Source organism: Kosakonia sp. WA-90 (genome assembly GCF_039871955.1).
GTDB classification, from domain to species: domain Bacteria; phylum Pseudomonadota; class Gammaproteobacteria; order Enterobacterales; family Enterobacteriaceae; genus Kosakonia; species Kosakonia oryzendophytica.
Genome location: NZ_JBDPLJ010000001.1, coordinates 539,926 through 555,560, shown reverse-complemented (window position 1 = coordinate 555,560; position 15,635 = coordinate 539,926). Strand labels below are relative to the sequence as shown.

The 15,635-nt window shown below is 51.5% G+C and carries 18 protein-coding genes and 1 other annotated feature; of the genes, 10 read left to right on the top strand and 8 right to left on the bottom strand.

Annotated elements, in window-relative coordinates:
* Window positions 1-52: 52 nt before the first annotated feature.
* From ABGA49_RS02470 to hxpB, 4 genes are all read right to left on the bottom strand, one after another.
* Window positions 53-1,444 carry an L-cystine transporter gene (locus ABGA49_RS02470; RefSeq protein WP_061495062.1) on the bottom strand — a complete coding sequence of 464 codons (1,392 nt, stop codon included), beginning with the start codon at window positions 1,442-1,444 and terminating at the stop codon, window positions 53-55.
* 130 nt (window positions 1,445-1,574) lie between these two features.
* Window positions 1,575-2,165: a metal-dependent hydrolase gene (locus tag ABGA49_RS02465; RefSeq protein WP_061495064.1), complete on the bottom strand. Its 591-nt coding sequence runs from the start codon at window positions 2,163-2,165 to the stop codon at window positions 1,575-1,577.
* A 98-nt stretch (window positions 2,166-2,263) separates the two neighbouring features.
* Window positions 2,264-3,025: a 2-dehydro-3-deoxy-D-gluconate 5-dehydrogenase KduD gene (gene kduD / locus ABGA49_RS02460; protein WP_347665084.1), complete on the bottom strand. Its 762-nt coding sequence runs from the start codon at window positions 3,023-3,025 to the stop codon at window positions 2,264-2,266.
* Window positions 3,026-3,165: 140 nt separating this feature from the next.
* Window positions 3,166-3,834, bottom strand: a complete 669-nt coding sequence (gene hxpB / locus ABGA49_RS02455) for a hexitol phosphatase HxpB (protein WP_088236909.1) — start codon at window positions 3,832-3,834, stop codon at window positions 3,166-3,168.
* 144 nt (window positions 3,835-3,978) lie between these two features.
* Here hxpB and ABGA49_RS02450 point away from each other — a divergent pair, with 144 nt between their 5' ends.
* A complete protein-coding gene (locus ABGA49_RS02450; RefSeq protein ID WP_061495070.1) occupies window positions 3,979-4,515 on the top strand; it encodes a YniB family protein in 537 nt (178 codons plus the stop codon).
* 56 nt (window positions 4,516-4,571) lie between these two features.
* On the opposite strand, the gene ABGA49_RS02445 is transcribed toward ABGA49_RS02450, so the two are convergent.
* The 3 genes from ABGA49_RS02445 to pfkB all read right to left on the bottom strand — a co-directional run bounded on the left by ABGA49_RS02445 (window position 4,572) and on the right by pfkB (window position 6,873).
* Complete coding sequence (locus ABGA49_RS02445) at window positions 4,572-5,432, bottom strand: fructosamine kinase family protein (protein ID WP_061495072.1); 861 nt, start codon at window positions 5,430-5,432, stop codon at window positions 4,572-4,574.
* 105 nt (window positions 5,433-5,537) lie between these two features.
* Window positions 5,538-5,828, bottom strand: coding sequence for a type V toxin-antitoxin system endoribonuclease antitoxin GhoS (ghoS, locus tag ABGA49_RS02440; RefSeq protein WP_347665083.1), 291 nt, complete (start codon window positions 5,826-5,828; stop codon window positions 5,538-5,540).
* Window positions 5,829-5,940: 112 nt separating this feature from the next.
* Window positions 5,941-6,873 (bottom strand): 6-phosphofructokinase II, encoded by a 933-nt coding sequence (pfkB, locus tag ABGA49_RS02435; RefSeq protein ID WP_061495075.1) that lies wholly within the window; start codon window positions 6,871-6,873, stop codon window positions 5,941-5,943.
* A gap of 292 nt (window positions 6,874-7,165) precedes the next feature.
* Between pfkB and ABGA49_RS02430 the strand changes: the two genes are divergently transcribed.
* Together ABGA49_RS02430 and ABGA49_RS02425 are read left to right on the top strand one after the other, a co-directional pair.
* The gene (locus tag ABGA49_RS02430) at window positions 7,166-7,921 is read left to right on the top strand and encodes a YdiY family protein (protein ID WP_061495076.1); all 756 of its coding nucleotides are present in this window, start codon (window positions 7,166-7,168) and stop codon (window positions 7,919-7,921) included.
* Window positions 7,922-8,184: 263 nt separating this feature from the next.
* Complete coding sequence (locus ABGA49_RS02425; protein WP_088236929.1) at window positions 8,185-8,403, top strand: hypothetical protein; 219 nt, start codon at window positions 8,185-8,187, stop codon at window positions 8,401-8,403.
* A 163-nt stretch (window positions 8,404-8,566) separates the two neighbouring features.
* Here ABGA49_RS02425 and ABGA49_RS02420 read toward each other — a convergent pair whose 3' ends face one another.
* A complete protein-coding gene (locus ABGA49_RS02420) occupies window positions 8,567-10,012 on the bottom strand; it encodes a flagellin (protein WP_088236907.1) in 1,446 nt (481 codons plus the stop codon).
* Window positions 10,013-10,298: 286 nt separating this feature from the next.
* On the opposite strand from ABGA49_RS02420, the gene fumD reads away from it, so the two are divergent.
* The 7 genes from fumD to pheS all read left to right on the top strand — a co-directional run bounded on the left by fumD (window position 10,299) and on the right by pheS (window position 15,626).
* Window positions 10,299-10,511 carry a fumarate hydratase FumD gene (fumD, locus tag ABGA49_RS02415; protein ID WP_061495080.1) on the top strand — a complete coding sequence of 71 codons (213 nt, stop codon included), beginning with the start codon at window positions 10,299-10,301 and terminating at the stop codon, window positions 10,509-10,511.
* 675 nt (window positions 10,512-11,186) lie between these two features.
* Entirely contained in the window at window positions 11,187-13,115 is a 1,929-nt protein-coding gene (gene thrS, locus ABGA49_RS02410; RefSeq protein WP_088236906.1) for a threonine--tRNA ligase, read from the top strand.
* 3 nt (window positions 13,116-13,118) lie between these two features.
* Complete coding sequence (infC, locus tag ABGA49_RS02405) at window positions 13,119-13,661, top strand: translation initiation factor IF-3 (RefSeq protein WP_071532057.1); 543 nt, start codon at window positions 13,119-13,121, stop codon at window positions 13,659-13,661.
* Between the two features lie 92 nt (window positions 13,662-13,753).
* On the top strand, window positions 13,754-13,951 hold the full coding sequence (rpmI, locus tag ABGA49_RS02400) for a 50S ribosomal protein L35 (RefSeq protein WP_001124225.1): 198 nt from the start codon (window positions 13,754-13,756) through the stop codon (window positions 13,949-13,951).
* Between the two features lie 49 nt (window positions 13,952-14,000).
* On the top strand, window positions 14,001-14,357 hold the full coding sequence (rplT, locus tag ABGA49_RS02395; RefSeq protein WP_013366084.1) for a 50S ribosomal protein L20: 357 nt from the start codon (window positions 14,001-14,003) through the stop codon (window positions 14,355-14,357).
* A gap of 120 nt (window positions 14,358-14,477) precedes the next feature.
* Window positions 14,478-14,602: a sequence feature (Phe leader region), on the top strand.
* Complete coding sequence (pheM, locus tag ABGA49_RS02390) at window positions 14,483-14,527, top strand: pheST operon leader peptide PheM (RefSeq protein ID WP_001386830.1); 45 nt, start codon at window positions 14,483-14,485, stop codon at window positions 14,525-14,527. It overlaps the preceding feature by 45 nt.
* A gap of 40 nt (window positions 14,603-14,642) precedes the next feature.
* The gene (gene pheS / locus ABGA49_RS02385; RefSeq protein WP_061495084.1) at window positions 14,643-15,626 is read left to right on the top strand and encodes a phenylalanine--tRNA ligase subunit alpha; all 984 of its coding nucleotides are present in this window, start codon (window positions 14,643-14,645) and stop codon (window positions 15,624-15,626) included.
* The last annotated feature ends 9 nt before the right edge of the window (window positions 15,627-15,635 follow it).

The window sequence follows — 15,635 nt, the reverse complement described above, 5'->3', positions numbered from 1 at the left end:
GGTATAGAGATGAGAGAGGCGGGGAGATTCCCCGCCTTTGTGTTATCCGGACTCAGCGATGCGCCAGTTCGGCGTCGTCTTCGCTGTCCAGTACGGCTTTGTCGGTCTGTTTTAACCACTGGCTGGTGAGCGTGCCTGCGGTCATTGCGCCGTTCACGTTGAGCGCGGTGCGTCCCATATCGATCAGGGGTTCTACCGAGATCAGCAGTGCAACCAGCGTGACCGGAAGACCCATTGCCGGCAGCACGATCAGCGCAGCAAATGTTGCACCGCCGCCAACCCCTGCCACACCGGCTGAGCTAACAGTCACAATCCCGACAAGCGTGGCAATCCATACCGGATCAAGCGGGTTAATGCCTACCGTCGGTGCAACCATGACGGCCAGCATTGCCGGGTAAAGGCCCGCACAACCGTTCTGGCCGATGGTGGCGCCAAAGGAAGCCGAGAAGCTGGCGATAGATTCCGGCACGCCCAGTCGACGGGTTTGCGCTTCGACATTCAGTGGAATCGACGCGGCGCTGGAGCGGCTGGTGAAGGCGAAGGTGAGCACCGGCCACACTTTGCGGAAGAATTTCAGCGGGCTGACGCCGTTGACACCGAGCAGTAAGCCGTGCACCACAAACATAATGCCAAGCCCCAGATAGGAAGCGATAACAAAACTGCCCAGTTTGATGATGTCCTGAATGTTAGAGCCTGCGACCACTTTGGTCATCAGCGCCAGCACACCGTACGGTGTCAGTTGCATGACCAGACGAACCAGTTTCATTACCCAGCTTTGCAGGGTGTCAATGGCGCTCAGAACTCGCTCGCCTTTCGGCGCATCGTCTTTCAGCAACTTAAGCGCGGCCACGCCGAGGAAGGCAGCAAAAATCACCACGCTGATGATCGACGTGGGGTTTGCGCCAGTCAGGTCGGCAAACGGGTTTTTCGGCACGAAAGAGAGCAGCAATTGTGGGACGGTCAGATCCGCCAGTTTGCCCACATAGTTACTCTGAATGGCATTGAGGCGCGCAGTTTCCGCGGAGCCCTGTACCAGGCCTTCCGCCGTTAAACCAAACAGATTGGTCACCAGCACACCTACCAGCGCGGAAATCAGCGTGGTAAACAGCAGGGTGCCGATGGTCAGGAAGCTGATTTTGCCCAGTTGCGAGGCGTTATGCAGACGCGCGACGGCACTCAAAATGGAGGCGAAAACCAGCGGCATGACGATCATTTGCAGCAGTTGTACATAGCCGTTGCCAACAATATTGAACCACTGGATTGATGTCTTCAGTACCGGGTTATCGGATCCGTAAACAGCTTGCAGCGCTAGCCCAAAGACCACGCCGAGCGCTAAACCGATCAATACTTTTTTTGCCAGACTCCACTGTTTGTGACGAGTCTGCGCCAGCAAAAACAGCAGTGCCACGAACACCACGATGTTCGCGATTAATGGAAAGTTCATCCCCGTTCTCCTGATATCATTATTCGGATCACCCTGGCGGTTGATCCCGTGGCGCAAGGTTAGCAGAAGTGCCGGGGTGCTCTTATATCCAAATGGAATGGTATATGCCAAAAGCGGAATTACTGGCTGATTAATGGCCGGATTGCTGATGAATAAAGCGATTAAACTGGTTTTGCAGTGTATTAATCATCTGCGATGACCAACGCACTGCACCGTTTTCGGGCAGGGTCTGCGGCATCCACACGGCATAGGTAAACAGCGCCATACAGAGTACACGCTCAAGCTGGTTACCTTTTTGCGGGGCCAGTAATGGCAAACGAAAGCGCCAGCGGCAGGGCCACAGAAGGGGGACGCCGGCGGGGGTGATCATATCCGCCAGAATATGACTCAGATAGCCCACCACCATCCCCTGTAGCGCATCCGCAGGAACTATCCAGCTATCCGGTACCTTTAAGTAGAACAACGTCAGCGCGATAAACACAGCCAGCAGGCTATGGGTAAAGCCCCGGTGACCAAACATGCGCGCGACGGGTTTTGATATCCATTTCAGACGCTGGCCGAGAAAAGACTTAGGATGGTCAATGTCCGGCAGCAGGCAGGTCAGAATAGCGGAGGGTACGATGTGCCACCAGTCCCCTTGCGCGAGGACGGGCGTCAGTTCGGCGTTTTTGGCAAACACCGCGCAAGCAATGGAAAAAAGCAGGTGTCCTTCCGCCGTCATGATCAAACTCACTCAACTGTCGATGCATACAGTATAGGATGTTTGTACAGTAGGCGGAAGAGGTGACGGTGTAACCCTTTGTCACAATCCGTTCAAATTTAACGGGCCAGCCAGCCACCATCCACGGCAAGGGTGTAACCGTTGATGTATTCGGCAGCGCGGGAGGCGAGAAATACCGCGGCTCCTTGCAAATCGGCGGGCTCACCCCAGCGTCCGGCAGGGATGCGCTCAAGGATCTCCTGGTTGCGCTCTGCGTCTTCCCGCAGTTGCTGGGTGTTATTGGTCGCCATATAACCCGGAGCGATGGCGTTGACATTGATGTTGTGCGGCGCCCACTCGTTGGCCAGCAGGCGGGTTAAGCCCATCACGCCGCTTTTGGACGCGGTATAAGAGGGCACGCGTATCCCGCCCTGGAAAGAGAGCATCGAAGCGATATTTATGATTTTGCCGCCATTGCCTTGCGCGATAAATTGCCGTGCAACGGCCTGCGAGAGAAAGAACACCGTTTTCAGGTTCAGATCCATCACCTCATCCCAGTCTTTCTCGCTGAAGTCGAGGGCGTCGCAGCGGCGGATCGTCCCGGCATTATTGACCAGAATATCGACACGTCCCATTTTCGCGACCGTCTCGGTGACAATTTCCTCAAGGGCTTGCTGGTGGCGCAAGTCCGCCTGTATTGCCAGAAAGCGACGACCCAGCGCCTGCACCTGCTGCGCAGTGTCATGTGGGATTTTACGGTTCACGCCGACGATGTCACATCCGGCTTCCGCCAGCCCTAATGTTATCCCCTGACCCAGACCGGTGTCGCACCCGGTCACAATGGCCACTTTACCCGCAAGTTTAAAGGCATCCAGTATCATGAGTTCTCCGGCGAAATTATGGTAGTGAGAGGGCACAGCGTCTGGAGATCAGAATAGAAGGGTGGTGAAGAAAATACAAACAAAATGAAATGATGTTTCAAAAATAATATCGGGACAGCAAAATTACTGCCCCGACGGCCTTAACCTACCAGATCAGCAAGCGTAAGTTGCGTGAGACTGCTGAGTTTGACATTCGCCAGCACATAGCGCGGATCGTCCCGATGTTCGGCGTCTGGCACGACAATTGAGCGCATACGCGCCGCTTTACTGGCGATCATTCCGTTGACAGAGTCTTCCAGTGCAACGCAGCAGAGCGGGTTGACGCCCAGTTTGGCGGCGCAATCCAGATAAACTTGTGGATGCGGCTTGCTATAGGGCAGCTTCTCTGCGGAGGCGAGCGCATCGAAATGCTCCCGCAAGTCGAACAGGTCCAGGACTTTTTCGAGCATGTGCAATGGCGAGGCGGACGCCAGGCCCACCATCAGGCCGTTGGCTTTGCACAAGGCAACGGCGTCGCGCGCGCCGGCAAGCAGAGGCCGCTCTGCTTCCACCAAAGAGATCGCCCGTTGGATAATGCGATCGGTGACCTCCTGGCGATTCGGACCATTCCAGGGTTGCTGTGCATACCAGAGTTCGACGACCATATCGATGCGTAAACCCAGCGTGTCAGGTAATTCGCTGCGCCGGGTGATATCGACCCCAAGGCTTGCTATGACATCCAGTTCAGCGCGATCCCAGAGTGGCTCTGAGTCGATAAGTAATCCATCCATATCAAAAATGGCAGCAAGAATTTGATGCGGGTCAGACATAACACCTCTCTTTTAGCGCGGTTTATCCGGAGAAAGTACGGATTATGTACAAAGAGGCATCATACCGCCTTTAAAGATCAGGCGAAAATGATTCTCAGCAGGTAGACTTAGGCGCAAACAGTGCGTCACTCACAAGGGGAATCCATGACGTATCAACAAGCTGGACGCATCGCCATACTGAAACGCGTTCTGGGTTGGGTGATTTTCATTCCAGCCGTCATTTCAACGATTATTTCCGTACTGAAATTTATGTACGACCACAGCGAAAAGCAGGCCGGTATCAACGCGGTGATGCTTGATTTCGCCCATGTGATGATTGAAATGATGCGTTTTAATACGCCGTTTCTTAACCTGTTTTGGTACAACTCGCCGACGCCGGACTTCCACCAAAGCCTCAATATCCTGTTCTGGATAATCTTTGTGTTGATCTTTGTGGGGCTGGCATTGCAAGCCTCGGGAGCGCGCATGAGTCGTCAGGTGCGTTTTCTGCGTGAAGGTTTAGAGGATCAGGCGATCCTTGAGAATGCCAAAGGTGAGGAAGGGTTGTCCCGTGCGCAGCTTGAAGCGCGCATTGTCGTACCGCATCACACCATTCTGCTCCAGATTTTTCCGCTGTATGTGCTGCCGGTGATTATCATTGTCGCGGGTTACTTCTTCTTTAAGCTGCTTGGTTTTTTGTGATGTGACGCGCCCGGCGCGCAACCGCGCTTACCGGGCCTGTGTATCGTTAATCTGCGTTATGCGGCTAATACGCGATCCAGCGCTTTTTGCGCATTCAGCAGATGCTCGCCCCCGAACAGAATCGCCCGGTTGAACAGAGTGTAGAGCTGGTAGATTGGCTGGCGGTCAAGAAAGTCATTCGGCAGGGGAGAAACCGACTGATAACCGTCGTAGATTTGCGGCGGCTGATCCGGATGCAGCGGCAGCATGGCCAGATCGCACTCCCTGTCGCCCCAGTAGCATGCCGGATCGTAGATATAGGGACCATCCGGGCCGAGTGCGCAATTCGCTGACCATAAATCGCCATGAAGCAGGGAAGGTTGCGGTTGATGTGACGATAAACGCTGCTGAACATGTTCAACAATGGCGTCAATATTGCCAAACTCGAGACCTTTTTCCGCTGCCAGCTCCAGTTGCCAGCCAATGCGTTGCTCGGCAAAAAAAGTTGACCAGCGACGTTGCCAGGCATTGGGTTGCGGAGTCGTGGAGAGATCGTTATCGAAGTCGAGGCCGAACTGCGGCTGGTCGCTCCATTGATGCAGACGCGCCAGTTGCTGGCCCAGCAGGAAAGCGTTGTGTGCATCCAGTGGGCGGGCAGGGAGATACTCCATTACCAGAAAGCTGTAGTCGCGATCGCTTCCCACCGCCAGCACATCCGGAACCCGCACCGTGTTGCTGCGAGCCAGCAACGCGAGCTGGTCCGCCTCGGCGGTAAAAATGGGTAACAGTTCACGTTCGTCGCACTTTACGAAGAGATCGCGCCCGGCATAACGCAGGTGCCACGCAGCATGGATCTCACCACCCGGCAGCTCGTCGCGCTGCTCAATCTCACTTTCGCCCAGTTGCTCGCTTAACAGACGACTTATCGCTTGCCACATGATGTTTCTCCCATGTAATCAGCCGGATCATAAGGTTAGCGCACTAAAGCTTAAAAAAGATACGATGTAACGCACACCTGAGCAACGAACGTAGCCGCCATGCGCTTATGGTTCGTCTTTTTGCCAGGTTTCCCAGGTATAAACGGTGATGTCGGCCTCGTTCCCCACTGCGCTTACCGCCAGTCCGTTTGCCAGCGCGTTAACCTCCTGCTCACTGAGTGCGCTGATAAGCCCGAAGGTGTTCATACCGAGGTCGTGCACTTTTCCTTCTTCATCGGTCATGGTGAGGAGAAAACCCGCACGTGTAAAGTGGTTGTTGAGTTCGTTGATTTCCGTCAGGGTCTGTTCGTGAAATTTGACCGTTACGACGTAGCGGGTGATGCCATCACTGCTCATATTTCACCTCATTGTTATCCTGAAAGTTTTTTTAGCATAGTCGGCGAAGGCGATTTGTCGACTGCCGCTGTGCAGTTAGCAAGCCCTCTCCCATAAGGAAGAGGGCGCTTTGTCAGCGATTACACAGATAGTCGTAAATTTTTTGCGTATCGTGTAGCGCGCACAAACGCGTGCCCTGATTAATGGTGGCGGCGCTACCGGCGGCAACACCGAAGCGCACCATATCGTCGAGCGGAGCGTTTTGCGCCAGCTTTAAAGTCATAGCGCCGACCATGCTGTCACCAGCACCGACGGTGCTTTGGCTTTTCATCGGAGGCGGCACCACCTGCACGCATTGGTTGGCGTCGACGGCCAGCGCCCCTTGTGGCCCAAGCGACACCACAACACGTAGCGCTTTGCCGCTGTTCACAATCTCCTGAGCGGCAATACGTACGTCATCGGGTTGAGTGAGTTCCCGGCCGACCAACGCACTGAGCTCTTTCTGATTCGGTTTTACCAGTTCAATATGACCAATTGACAGGGCAGCGGCGAGCGCCTCTCCCGAACTATCAACAATGCAGCGGATACCTTGGTGTTGGGCCGCTTTGATCAACTGTGTGAGGTTCTCAACCTGGATCCCCGGTGGCAGACTGCCGCTGATCACCAGAATGGCGCCCGATTCGATGGTGAGCACTTTCTCTTCCAGTTGGCGAAATTCACTTTCACTCAAGGCAGCACCGGGCATCACGAAGCGATACTGCTCACCGCTGGACTCGACGTGAACGTGCAAATTTTGCCGCGTCCAGTCTTTCGCTTCTACGACAACAGTGGGCACGTTTTCATCGGCCAGCAGTGCGGTGAGGTGTTCGCCGGTTGCACCGCCTGCCGGGAACAGCGCGGTGGCACGGCCACCCAGGTGTGCAATGGCGCGGGCAACATTAATGCCGCCGCCGCCGGGTTCAAAGACCGGGGCGCTGCAACGGAGCTTACCTTCAGGATAAATTTGTGGCGTGAGCGTTGCGCTATCCAGAGAGGGCGCTAACGTCAGCGTATATACCGGAACCATCATGACCTCCTTTTTATCTGGTTGTTTTAAGCCTGGCACTGATTGCGCAGAAGGGAAAGTAAATAACAGTATGATTTGCAGGCTGAAATTAAGTTTGGGAACGGTGAGGATTAATAACCAAATGCTCTTTTTTGAGATCTCTCTTATTCAAAAAATCAAATAAGATTTCATTGATATGTTTAACTGGCCTTTTTATAATTTGTTACCTTTCTTTGGACCGTTGGTCGTTGATCCTTATGAAAGATTCCGGGACCGTGTTGGTCTCTTTTTTTGCTGTACGGACTCTAAATAAATGAAGCTTTTGAAGACAGTACCCGCACTGTTTATGGCTGCGGGCGTGCTTGCGTCGATGAATGCTGTCGCCAGTGACACCGTTTTTACTGTCATGGATGACCCTGCAACTGCAAAAAAACCGTTCGAAGGTAGCGTGAACGGTGGCTATCTTGCTCAGTCCGGCAACACAAAGAGTTCTTCTTTGACTGCCGACTCCACCTTGACCTGGTACGGTAGCAGAACGGCCTGGTCTCTGTGGGGAAATGCCAGCAACACCTCGGCAAATGATGAACGTTCGTCTGAAAAATACGCTGTAGGTGGTCGTAGCCGTTATAACCTGACGGATTACGATTATCTGTTTGGCCAGGCGAGCTGGTTGACTGACCGCTACAATGGTTACCGCGATCGTGATGTGTTTACTGCCGGTTATGGTCGCCAGATCCTGAACGGCCCGGTACACAGCCTGCGCTTTGAATTTGGTCCGGGTGTGCGTTACGACAAGTACACCGATGGCGACACCAAAACCACAGCACTGGGTTATGCATCCGGTACCTATGCGTGGCAAATTAGCGACAACACGAAATTCACCCAAGGCGTTTCCGTATTTGGCGCGGACGATACCACGGTGAACTCCGAGACGGCGCTGAACGTGGCTATCAACGAGCATTTCGCGCTGAAAGTCGCTTATAACCTGACCTGGAACTCCCAGCCGCCGTCAACTGCGCCGGATCATACCGATCGCAGAACCACGGTAACGTTAGGCTATAAAATGTAATTGAGTGGGCCGGAAATACCGGCCCCTTGTTTTAATTTGTTCATTCGTGCTATTTTCCGCAGCGTTTATTGAATTTTATTTAAGTAAATATTCTCCCTCCTTAATTTCTTCATAATTAATTAAAATGAAACATATTCAGTTTATTTGACACGAATGGATAAATAAATTGACTGTGCAAAAGTGTGATCCAGATCTACACTGATTGCACGGGTAAAAAACACACCCAAACAGTCATGTGTTTATTCAAGAAAGAGAAATTCATCATGAAAAAAATCAATACTGCTGCCGCGGCTGTCGTGCTGTCTGCACTCTCCTTTGGTGTCTTCGCCGCGGATTCTGTTACCACGACTGCGAGCCAGAACAACACGAACATCACTAACATTGAAGCGGGTTCCAACATGGTGCCTGTTGCGCAGACTGAACATAACACCAATGCCGCTGCATTCGACGCCCATACACTGGTTGCGGGTGAGTGGAATTAATTACATTCTGAGTTAATTCATTAGCTTTGAAAAACCGGATAACGCTGTACCGGTTTTTTTGTGTTAATAATCGAACTGTAAAGCGTGTTAGATAAACCTGATAGGTTCCTGACGAAAACTGATGTGAATAATGAATGGTTGATTATTTAACATTTTTTATGAGCTAACTTCGCAGAAGCGAAAGAATATTTTCCATCGACTGGTTAGCCACTTTTAATACCGCATCCTGTCCTTGTTGCAATATTTGCGCTTTCACCAGTTTACTGGCTTCCATCGCGTAATCGGCATCTTCAATACGGCTTTTCGCTGCCTGTGTGGCAATACGTTGCTGCGCGAGTACGGATTTATTGGATTCGAAGCGGTTAATAAACGCACCATATTGCGCGCGGTAGCTGCTGACTTTATCCAGCGCTTTGTCGAGCGCCCCCATGGCGATACTGGCCGTTGCCGTTGAGCGCAACTCGGTGTTGGTGAGTCCCAGTGATTTCACGTCCGAAGGTGTGGTTGGCATGGTCGTAGCTTGTACTTCGTCGCCATAGCTGGCGCTGGTCACCACTTCCCAGGGCCGGCTTTGTTTCGGTGGTTCCGCTGGGGTGAGGGTGGGCTCTGGCAAATCACCCCAGGTCAGGTTACTTGTGAATGAACCACTGCCTACCACCATCACTACCAGATCTTCCGTTACATTGTCGATTTTCAGGCGTTCAAGCCTGTTCGAACCGTTGCTGCCATCGTTGAAAGCTTTACCCGGTTCATAACGGTCACCGTCGCCACTGTAGCTGATCGTCATGCCGTTATACGCGAGGGTTTCGCTGCCGTTGAGTGCCCATGACGCGCCGCCTTCGATCAGCATGGTGTCATCATAGGTTGCGCCATGCTGAAAACCATTCGCTTCCGTCAGTACCTTGCTGGTGGCTTTAGCTGAGCTGGTGATGCTACGACTTTTCCAGGTGTAGTCCGCAGTGGTGCCGTTGATTGGCGTTCCTGCCAGATGCTTGCCATCGCGGGTGAATAACTGAATGTCATCATCCAGCCCCAATGAATCAATAGTAATTGCGATGTTTTTCGAACCCGCCGGGATATAGGCCAGCGATACAATGCCGGAACTGAAAGTGTAATTGACGCCCTGAGCAGGGAATTTAACGCTTAACGGCGGGACGTTGCCAATCAACTCCGGCGGCAGTTCCGGAGTATCGGTTGCCAGCGGATAGCGACCGAAGATCTCCGTACCTTCAGAAATTGACTGGATGTTCTCCAGAATACTTTGATATTCGTTATGAATGCTCTGACGATCGCCCTCAGATAAGGTGCCGTTTCCGGCCTGGATGGCCAGACTTTTGGCACGGATCAATAACTCGCTAACCGTGCTAAGACTGCCATCGGCAGTTTGCGCCATACTGATGGCGTCATCCAGACCGCGGGAGACGACATGGTCGGCGTTAACGCTGGCGCGCATGCGGTTGCTAATAGCTTGCCCCGCCGCATCATCCCGGGCGCTATTGATCCGTGAGCCCGATGACAACCGCTCAATCGATTCCTGAAGCGTCGATGCTGTGGCGGATCTGATGGACAGATTCAGCCCCGTCATTTCGTTGTAGTTGATCGCTTGCATTACCGTGGTTGATTCATTCAGATCGCTAATGAATCATTAATCGGCAGGCTTGCTGATTACCTTTAACGCAAATTTTCAGGGGGATGTTAACGCTGAGCAAAAAAATGCCCTTCCGGCGTGAAATCCGCACGCAGCGGAAGGGAAAGAAGCGTGAAACGTTATACGTTACAAAGAACATCTCACACCCTATGCTAAATGCGGAGAAATGCTATACGTATTAGTTTCTTTATTAGATACACCTGCAAACGTAAATTGACTAATAAAAATGACGCTAAACGGAGGCGTAATGGGGAAGGCAAAAGACGACGTGTTATATGAGGAAATGTGCCGGGTGGTTGGCAAGGTGGTGCTGGAAATGCGTGACCTCGGGCAGGAGCCCAAACATATCGTGATTGCGGGCCTTGTCAGAACCATGCTGGCAAACCAAAAGATTAAACGTTCAGCGCTGACTCAGGAAGCGATGGAAGAGGTGATCCGCGCCTTAGGTTATCAGGCTTGAGTTGATCAGAAAAAGGCACGCTGAACACGTGCCTTTTTGAGTGAGTTTTGATTAATGGCGCTTTTTATGCCGGCCGGGAAGGTTCCTGGACGACTTCATGCTGTAGTGCTTATAAAACGAAAATATAATGATCGCGACCAGCGCGATAACAATAACCGGATATATTATTTCCATTCTTTATCAGTTAGTTAGGCGTTGATGATAGCCACCCATAGCTGACGCTTTAGCAGCCAGTTGGGATAGCGCCTTAAAATCAGATAAACCTCAGATTACATAAACGATTTTTAAAATTCCTTTTCATTCTGATTGCCAGAATTCACAGCAACACACTGCAATTTCACCTGGAATTGTCATTGTTGTAAATATGTAATCTTCTCTGTCGCGGATAACTTACAAATAAAGCCCGTCGAAAACGTCGGGTAACACTGCGCTAAACAATGTCCCGAAGACCAGGATTATGATTCTGTTCACGCTTTTATGTCACGCCGATGCCGTGTACTATTGGGTGGCGTTATCAACCCGTGAATGCGGGCGCCTGTCGGATTTTTGTACATCCAGAGGTGCACAATTTGCAGAGTGAAGCAAAGAACCACATTTAACGTGCTGATATAAATATATTATTTAATTTTGTATGTGCTCTTTCGTGTGGGGCACCACTGCAAATAAGGAAATGAAATGCCTGTAATTACGCTTCCTGATGGCAGCCAACGCCATTATGACCATGCTGTAAGCCCAATGGATGTCGCGCTGGATATCGGTCCGGGACTGGCGAAAGCCTGTATTGCTGGCCGTGTAAACGGCGAACTGGTCGATGCTTCTGATGTGATCGAGAGTGACGCAAACCTTGCCATCATCACCGCGAAAGATGAAGAAGGTCTGGAAATTATCCGTCACTCCTGCGCGCACCTGTTAGGTCATGCTATTAAACAGCTCTGGCCAACCACCAAAATGGCTATTGGTCCGGTTATCGACAATGGTTTTTACTATGACATTGACCTTGACCATACGTTGACCCAGGAAGATATCGACGCGCTCGAAAAACGTATGCACGAGCTCGCCGAGAGCAACTACGATGTCATCAAGAAAAAAGTAAGCTGGCATGAAGCCCGCGAGACGTTTGTTAAACGCGGCGAAAGCTACAAAGTCTCCATCCTTGATGAGAATATCGCGCATGATGACAAGCCGGGCTTGTATCATCATCAGGAATACATCGACATGTGTCGCGGTCCGCATGTGCCGAATATGCGTTTTTGCCATCACTTTAAACTGATGAAAATTGCGGGCGCTTACTGGCGCGGTGACAGCAACAACAAAATGCTGCAGCGTATTTACGGTACCGCGTGGGCAGATAAAAAAGCACTGAATGCTTATCTGCAACGTCTGGAAGAGGCCGCCAAACGCGACCACCGTAAAATCGGTAAACAGCTCGACCTGTATCATATGCAGGAAGAAGCGCCGGGTATGGTCTTCTGGCATAACGATGGCTGGACTATCTTCCGTGAGCTGGAAACGTTTGTACGCTCCAAGCTGAAAGAGTACCAGTATCAGGAAGTGAAAGGCCCGTTCATGATGGACCGCGTGCTGTGGGAAAAAACCGGGCACTGGGACAACTATAAAGATGCAATGTTTACGACCTCTTCCGAGAACCGTGAGTACTGCATTAAGCCGATGAACTGCCCGGGACACGTGCAGATCTTTAATCAGGGTCTGAAATCCTACCGCGATCTGCCGCTGCGTATGGCGGAGTTCGGTAGCTGTCATCGTAACGAGCCATCAGGTGCGCTGCATGGGCTGATGCGTGTTCGCGGCTTTACGCAGGACGATGCGCATATCTTCTGTACGGAAGAGCAGGTTCGCGATGAAGTGAACGCGTGCATCCGTTTAGTCTATGATATGTACAGCACTTTTGGTTTCGAGAAAATCGTCGTCAAACTGTCAACGCGTCCTGACAAACGTATTGGTAGCGACGAAATGTGGGATCGTGCGGAAGCGGATCTGGCGGTTGCGCTGGAAGAAAACAACATCCCGTTTGAATTCCAACTGGGTGAAGGCGCTTTCTACGGCCCGAAAATTGAATTTACACTGTATGACTGCCTCGATCGTGCATGGCAGTGCGGAACAGTACAGCTCGACTTCTCTCTGCCGTCTCGTCTGAGCGCCTCCTATGTTGGCGAAAACAACGAACGTCAGGTGCCGGTTATGATTCACCGTGCAATTCTTGGTTCACTGGAGCGCTTTATTGGCATCCTGACTGAGGAGTTTGCCGGTTTCTTCCCGACATGGCTTGCTCCAGTGCAAGTCGTCGTGATGAACATCACCGATTCTCAGGCTGAGTACGTTAACGAACTGACGCGTAAACTGCAAAATGCGGGCATTCGTGTAAAAGCAGACTTGAGAAACGAGAAGATTGGCTTTAAAATCCGCGAGCACACTTTACGTCGCGTCCCTTATATGCTGGTTTGTGGGGATAAAGAGGTTGAAGCCGGTAAAGTTGCCGTGCGTACCCGTCGTGGTAAAGACTTGGGTAGCCTTGACGTAAATGAAGTTATCGAGAAGCTGCAACAAGAGATTCGCAGCCGCAGTCTTCAACAACTGGAGGAATAAAGTATTAAAGGCGGAAAACGAGTTCAAACGGCGCGTCCCAATCGTATCAATGGCGAGATTCGTGCTCTGGAAGTTCGCTTAACAGGTCTGGAAGGCGAGCAGCTTGGTATTGTGAGTCTGAGAGAAGCTCTGGAAAAAGCTGAAGAAGCCGGGGTAGATTTAGTTGAAATCAGCCCTAACGCCGAGCCGCCAGTTTGCCGTATAATGGATTACGGCAAGTTCCTCTATGAAAAGAGCAAATCTTCAAAGGAACAGAAGAAGAAGCAAAAAGTTATTCAGGTTAAGGAAATTAAATTCCGACCTGGTACAGATGAAGGCGACTATCAGGTAAAACTCCGCAGCCTGATTCGCTTTCTCGAAGAGGGCGATAAGGCCAAGATTACGCTGCGTTTCCGCGGTCGTGAGATGGCCCACCAACAGATCGGTATGGAAGTGCTTAATCGCGTGAAAGACGATCTGAATGAACTGGCAGTGGTCGAATCCTTCCCTACGAAGATCGAAGGCCGCCAGATGATTATGGTGCTTGCTCCTAAGAAGAAACAGTAAGGCCATCAAGTAATTAAACCTGTGGGCCACAAGCCTGCGGGTTTAGTTCGCCTATGTTTCGTTTATTAACAATGCGAAGTGGAAGTTAAAAAATGCCAAAAATCAAAACCGTACGCGGTGCTGCGAAGCGTTTTAAAAAAACCGGTAAAGGTGGTTTTAAACACAAGCACGCTAACCTGCGTCATATTCTGACCAAAAAAGCTACCAAGCGTAAACGTCACCTGCGTCCGAAAGCCATGGTTTCCAAAGGCGATCTGGGCCTGGTAATCGCGTGCCTGCCGTACGCATAAGTCGTTAACCTTTAACTTTTTAATTAGAATATAGATACAGGAGAGAGCCATGGCTCGCGTAAAACGTGGTGTGATTGCACGTGCACGTCATAAGAAAATTTTGAAACAAGCTAAAGGTTACTACGGCGCGCGTTCTCGCGTTTACCGTGTTGCCTTCCAGGCTGTTATCAAAGCTGGTCAGTACGCTTATCGTGACCGTCGTCAGAAAAAGCGTCAGTTCCGTCAACTGTGGATTGCACGTATCAACGCAGCAGCACGTCAGAACGGTATTTCTTACAGCAAATTCATCAATGGCCTGAAAAAAGCCTCTGTTGAAATCGACCGTAAGATCCTGGCTGACATCGCCGTATTCGACAAAGTGGCATTCACTGCCCTGGTTGAAAAAGCGAAAGCAGCTCTGGCGTAAGCCAGTTTAAGAGAGGGAGCCTGGCTCCCTCTTTTGCTTTAACATTATCAATGCATTGACATTTCGCCGTGATACGCTTTCAATAAGTCATCACAGCTCACTTACCCGGTTAAGGTAACGCAAGCATGAATGCTGCTATTTTCCGCTTCTTTTTTTACTTTAGCACCTGACTCCAGGAGGCTAGCGCGTGAAAGAAGAAACGGAAAACAGCGCCAGAAAGCCTCCCTTGTGGAGGCTTTTTTTGTATCTGCCGCGTGTAAATATCGTCATATAACGAGGAAAACCATGTCACATCTCGCAGAGCTGGTTGCCGGTGCAAAGGCAGCCATTAACGATGCCCAGGATGTCGCCGCGCTGGACAATGTTCGCGTCGAATATCTGGGTAAGAAAGGGCACCTGACCCTTCAAATGACCACCCTGCGTGAGCTGCCGCCGGAAGAGCGCCCGGCTGCCGGGGCCGTGATCAATGAAGCGAAGGAGCAGGTTCAGCAGGCGCTGAATGCCCGTAAAACCGATCTTGAAAACGCAGCGCTGAACGCGCGTCTGGCGGCTGAAACCATCGATGTTTCTCTGCCAGGTCGCCGTATCGAAAATGGGGGGCTGCATCCGGTTACCCGTACTATTGACCGCATTGAAAGTTTCTTCGGTGAGCTCGGCTTTACCGTCGCGACAGGTCCGGAAATCGAAGACGATTACCACAACTTCGACGCCCTGAACATTCCGGGCCATCACCCGGCGCGTGCTGACCACGACACTTTCTGGTTCGATGCGACCCGCCTGCTGCGCACCCAGACTTCTGGCGTGCAGATCCGTACCATGGAAAACCAGCAGCCGCCGATCCGCATTATCGCGCCAGGCCGCGTCTATCGTAACGATTACGATCAGACGCATACGCCGATGTTCCATCAGATGGAAGGGCTGATTGTTGACAAAAACATCAGCTTCACCAACCTGAAAGGTACGTTGCACGACTTCCTGCGTAACTTCTTTGAGGAGGATCTGCAGATCCGTTTCCGTCCGTCTTATTTCCCGTTCACTGAACCTTCTGCGGAAGTGGATGTGATGGGTAAAAACGGCAAATGGCTGGAAGTTCTGGGCTGCGGTATGGTGCACCCGAACGTGCTGCGCAATGTTGGCATTGACCCGGAAGTTTACTCCGGCTTTGCATTTGGTATGGGGATGGAGCGTCTTACCATGCTGCGCTATGGCGTGACAGATTTGCGCGCATTCTTCGAAAACGATTTGCGTTTCCTCAAACAGTTTAAATAAAGGCAGGCA

Coding starts and splice junctions, on each gene's coding strand:
- ABGA49_RS02470 (WP_061495062.1), bottom strand. CDS start 1,444: ATGAACTTTCCATTAATCGCGAACATCGTGGTGTTCGTGGCACTGCTG.
- ABGA49_RS02465 (WP_061495064.1), bottom strand. CDS start 2,165: ATGACGGCGGAAGGACACCTGCTTTTTTCCATTGCTTGCGCGGTGTTT.
- kduD (WP_347665084.1), bottom strand. CDS start 3,025: ATGATACTGGATGCCTTTAAACTTGCGGGTAAAGTGGCCATTGTGACC.
- hxpB (WP_088236909.1), bottom strand. CDS start 3,834: ATGTCTGACCCGCATCAAATTCTTGCTGCCATTTTTGATATGGATGGA.
- ABGA49_RS02450 (WP_061495070.1), top strand. CDS start 3,979: ATGACGTATCAACAAGCTGGACGCATCGCCATACTGAAACGCGTTCTG.
- ABGA49_RS02445 (WP_061495072.1), bottom strand. CDS start 5,432: ATGTGGCAAGCGATAAGTCGTCTGTTAAGCGAGCAACTGGGCGAAAGT.
- ghoS (WP_347665083.1), bottom strand. CDS start 5,828: ATGAGCAGTGATGGCATCACCCGCTACGTCGTAACGGTCAAATTTCAC.
- pfkB (WP_061495075.1), bottom strand. CDS start 6,873: ATGGTTCCGGTATATACGCTGACGTTAGCGCCCTCTCTGGATAGCGCA.
- ABGA49_RS02430 (WP_061495076.1), top strand. CDS start 7,166: ATGAAGCTTTTGAAGACAGTACCCGCACTGTTTATGGCTGCGGGCGTG.
- ABGA49_RS02425 (WP_088236929.1), top strand. CDS start 8,185: ATGAAAAAAATCAATACTGCTGCCGCGGCTGTCGTGCTGTCTGCACTC.
- ABGA49_RS02420 (WP_088236907.1), bottom strand. CDS start 10,012: ATGCAAGCGATCAACTACAACGAAATGACGGGGCTGAATCTGTCCATC.
- fumD (WP_061495080.1), top strand. CDS start 10,299: ATGGGGAAGGCAAAAGACGACGTGTTATATGAGGAAATGTGCCGGGTG.
- thrS (WP_088236906.1), top strand. CDS start 11,187: ATGCCTGTAATTACGCTTCCTGATGGCAGCCAACGCCATTATGACCAT.
- rpmI (WP_001124225.1), top strand. CDS start 13,754: ATGCCAAAAATCAAAACCGTACGCGGTGCTGCGAAGCGTTTTAAAAAA.
- rplT (WP_013366084.1), top strand. CDS start 14,001: ATGGCTCGCGTAAAACGTGGTGTGATTGCACGTGCACGTCATAAGAAA.
- pheS (WP_061495084.1), top strand. CDS start 14,643: ATGTCACATCTCGCAGAGCTGGTTGCCGGTGCAAAGGCAGCCATTAAC.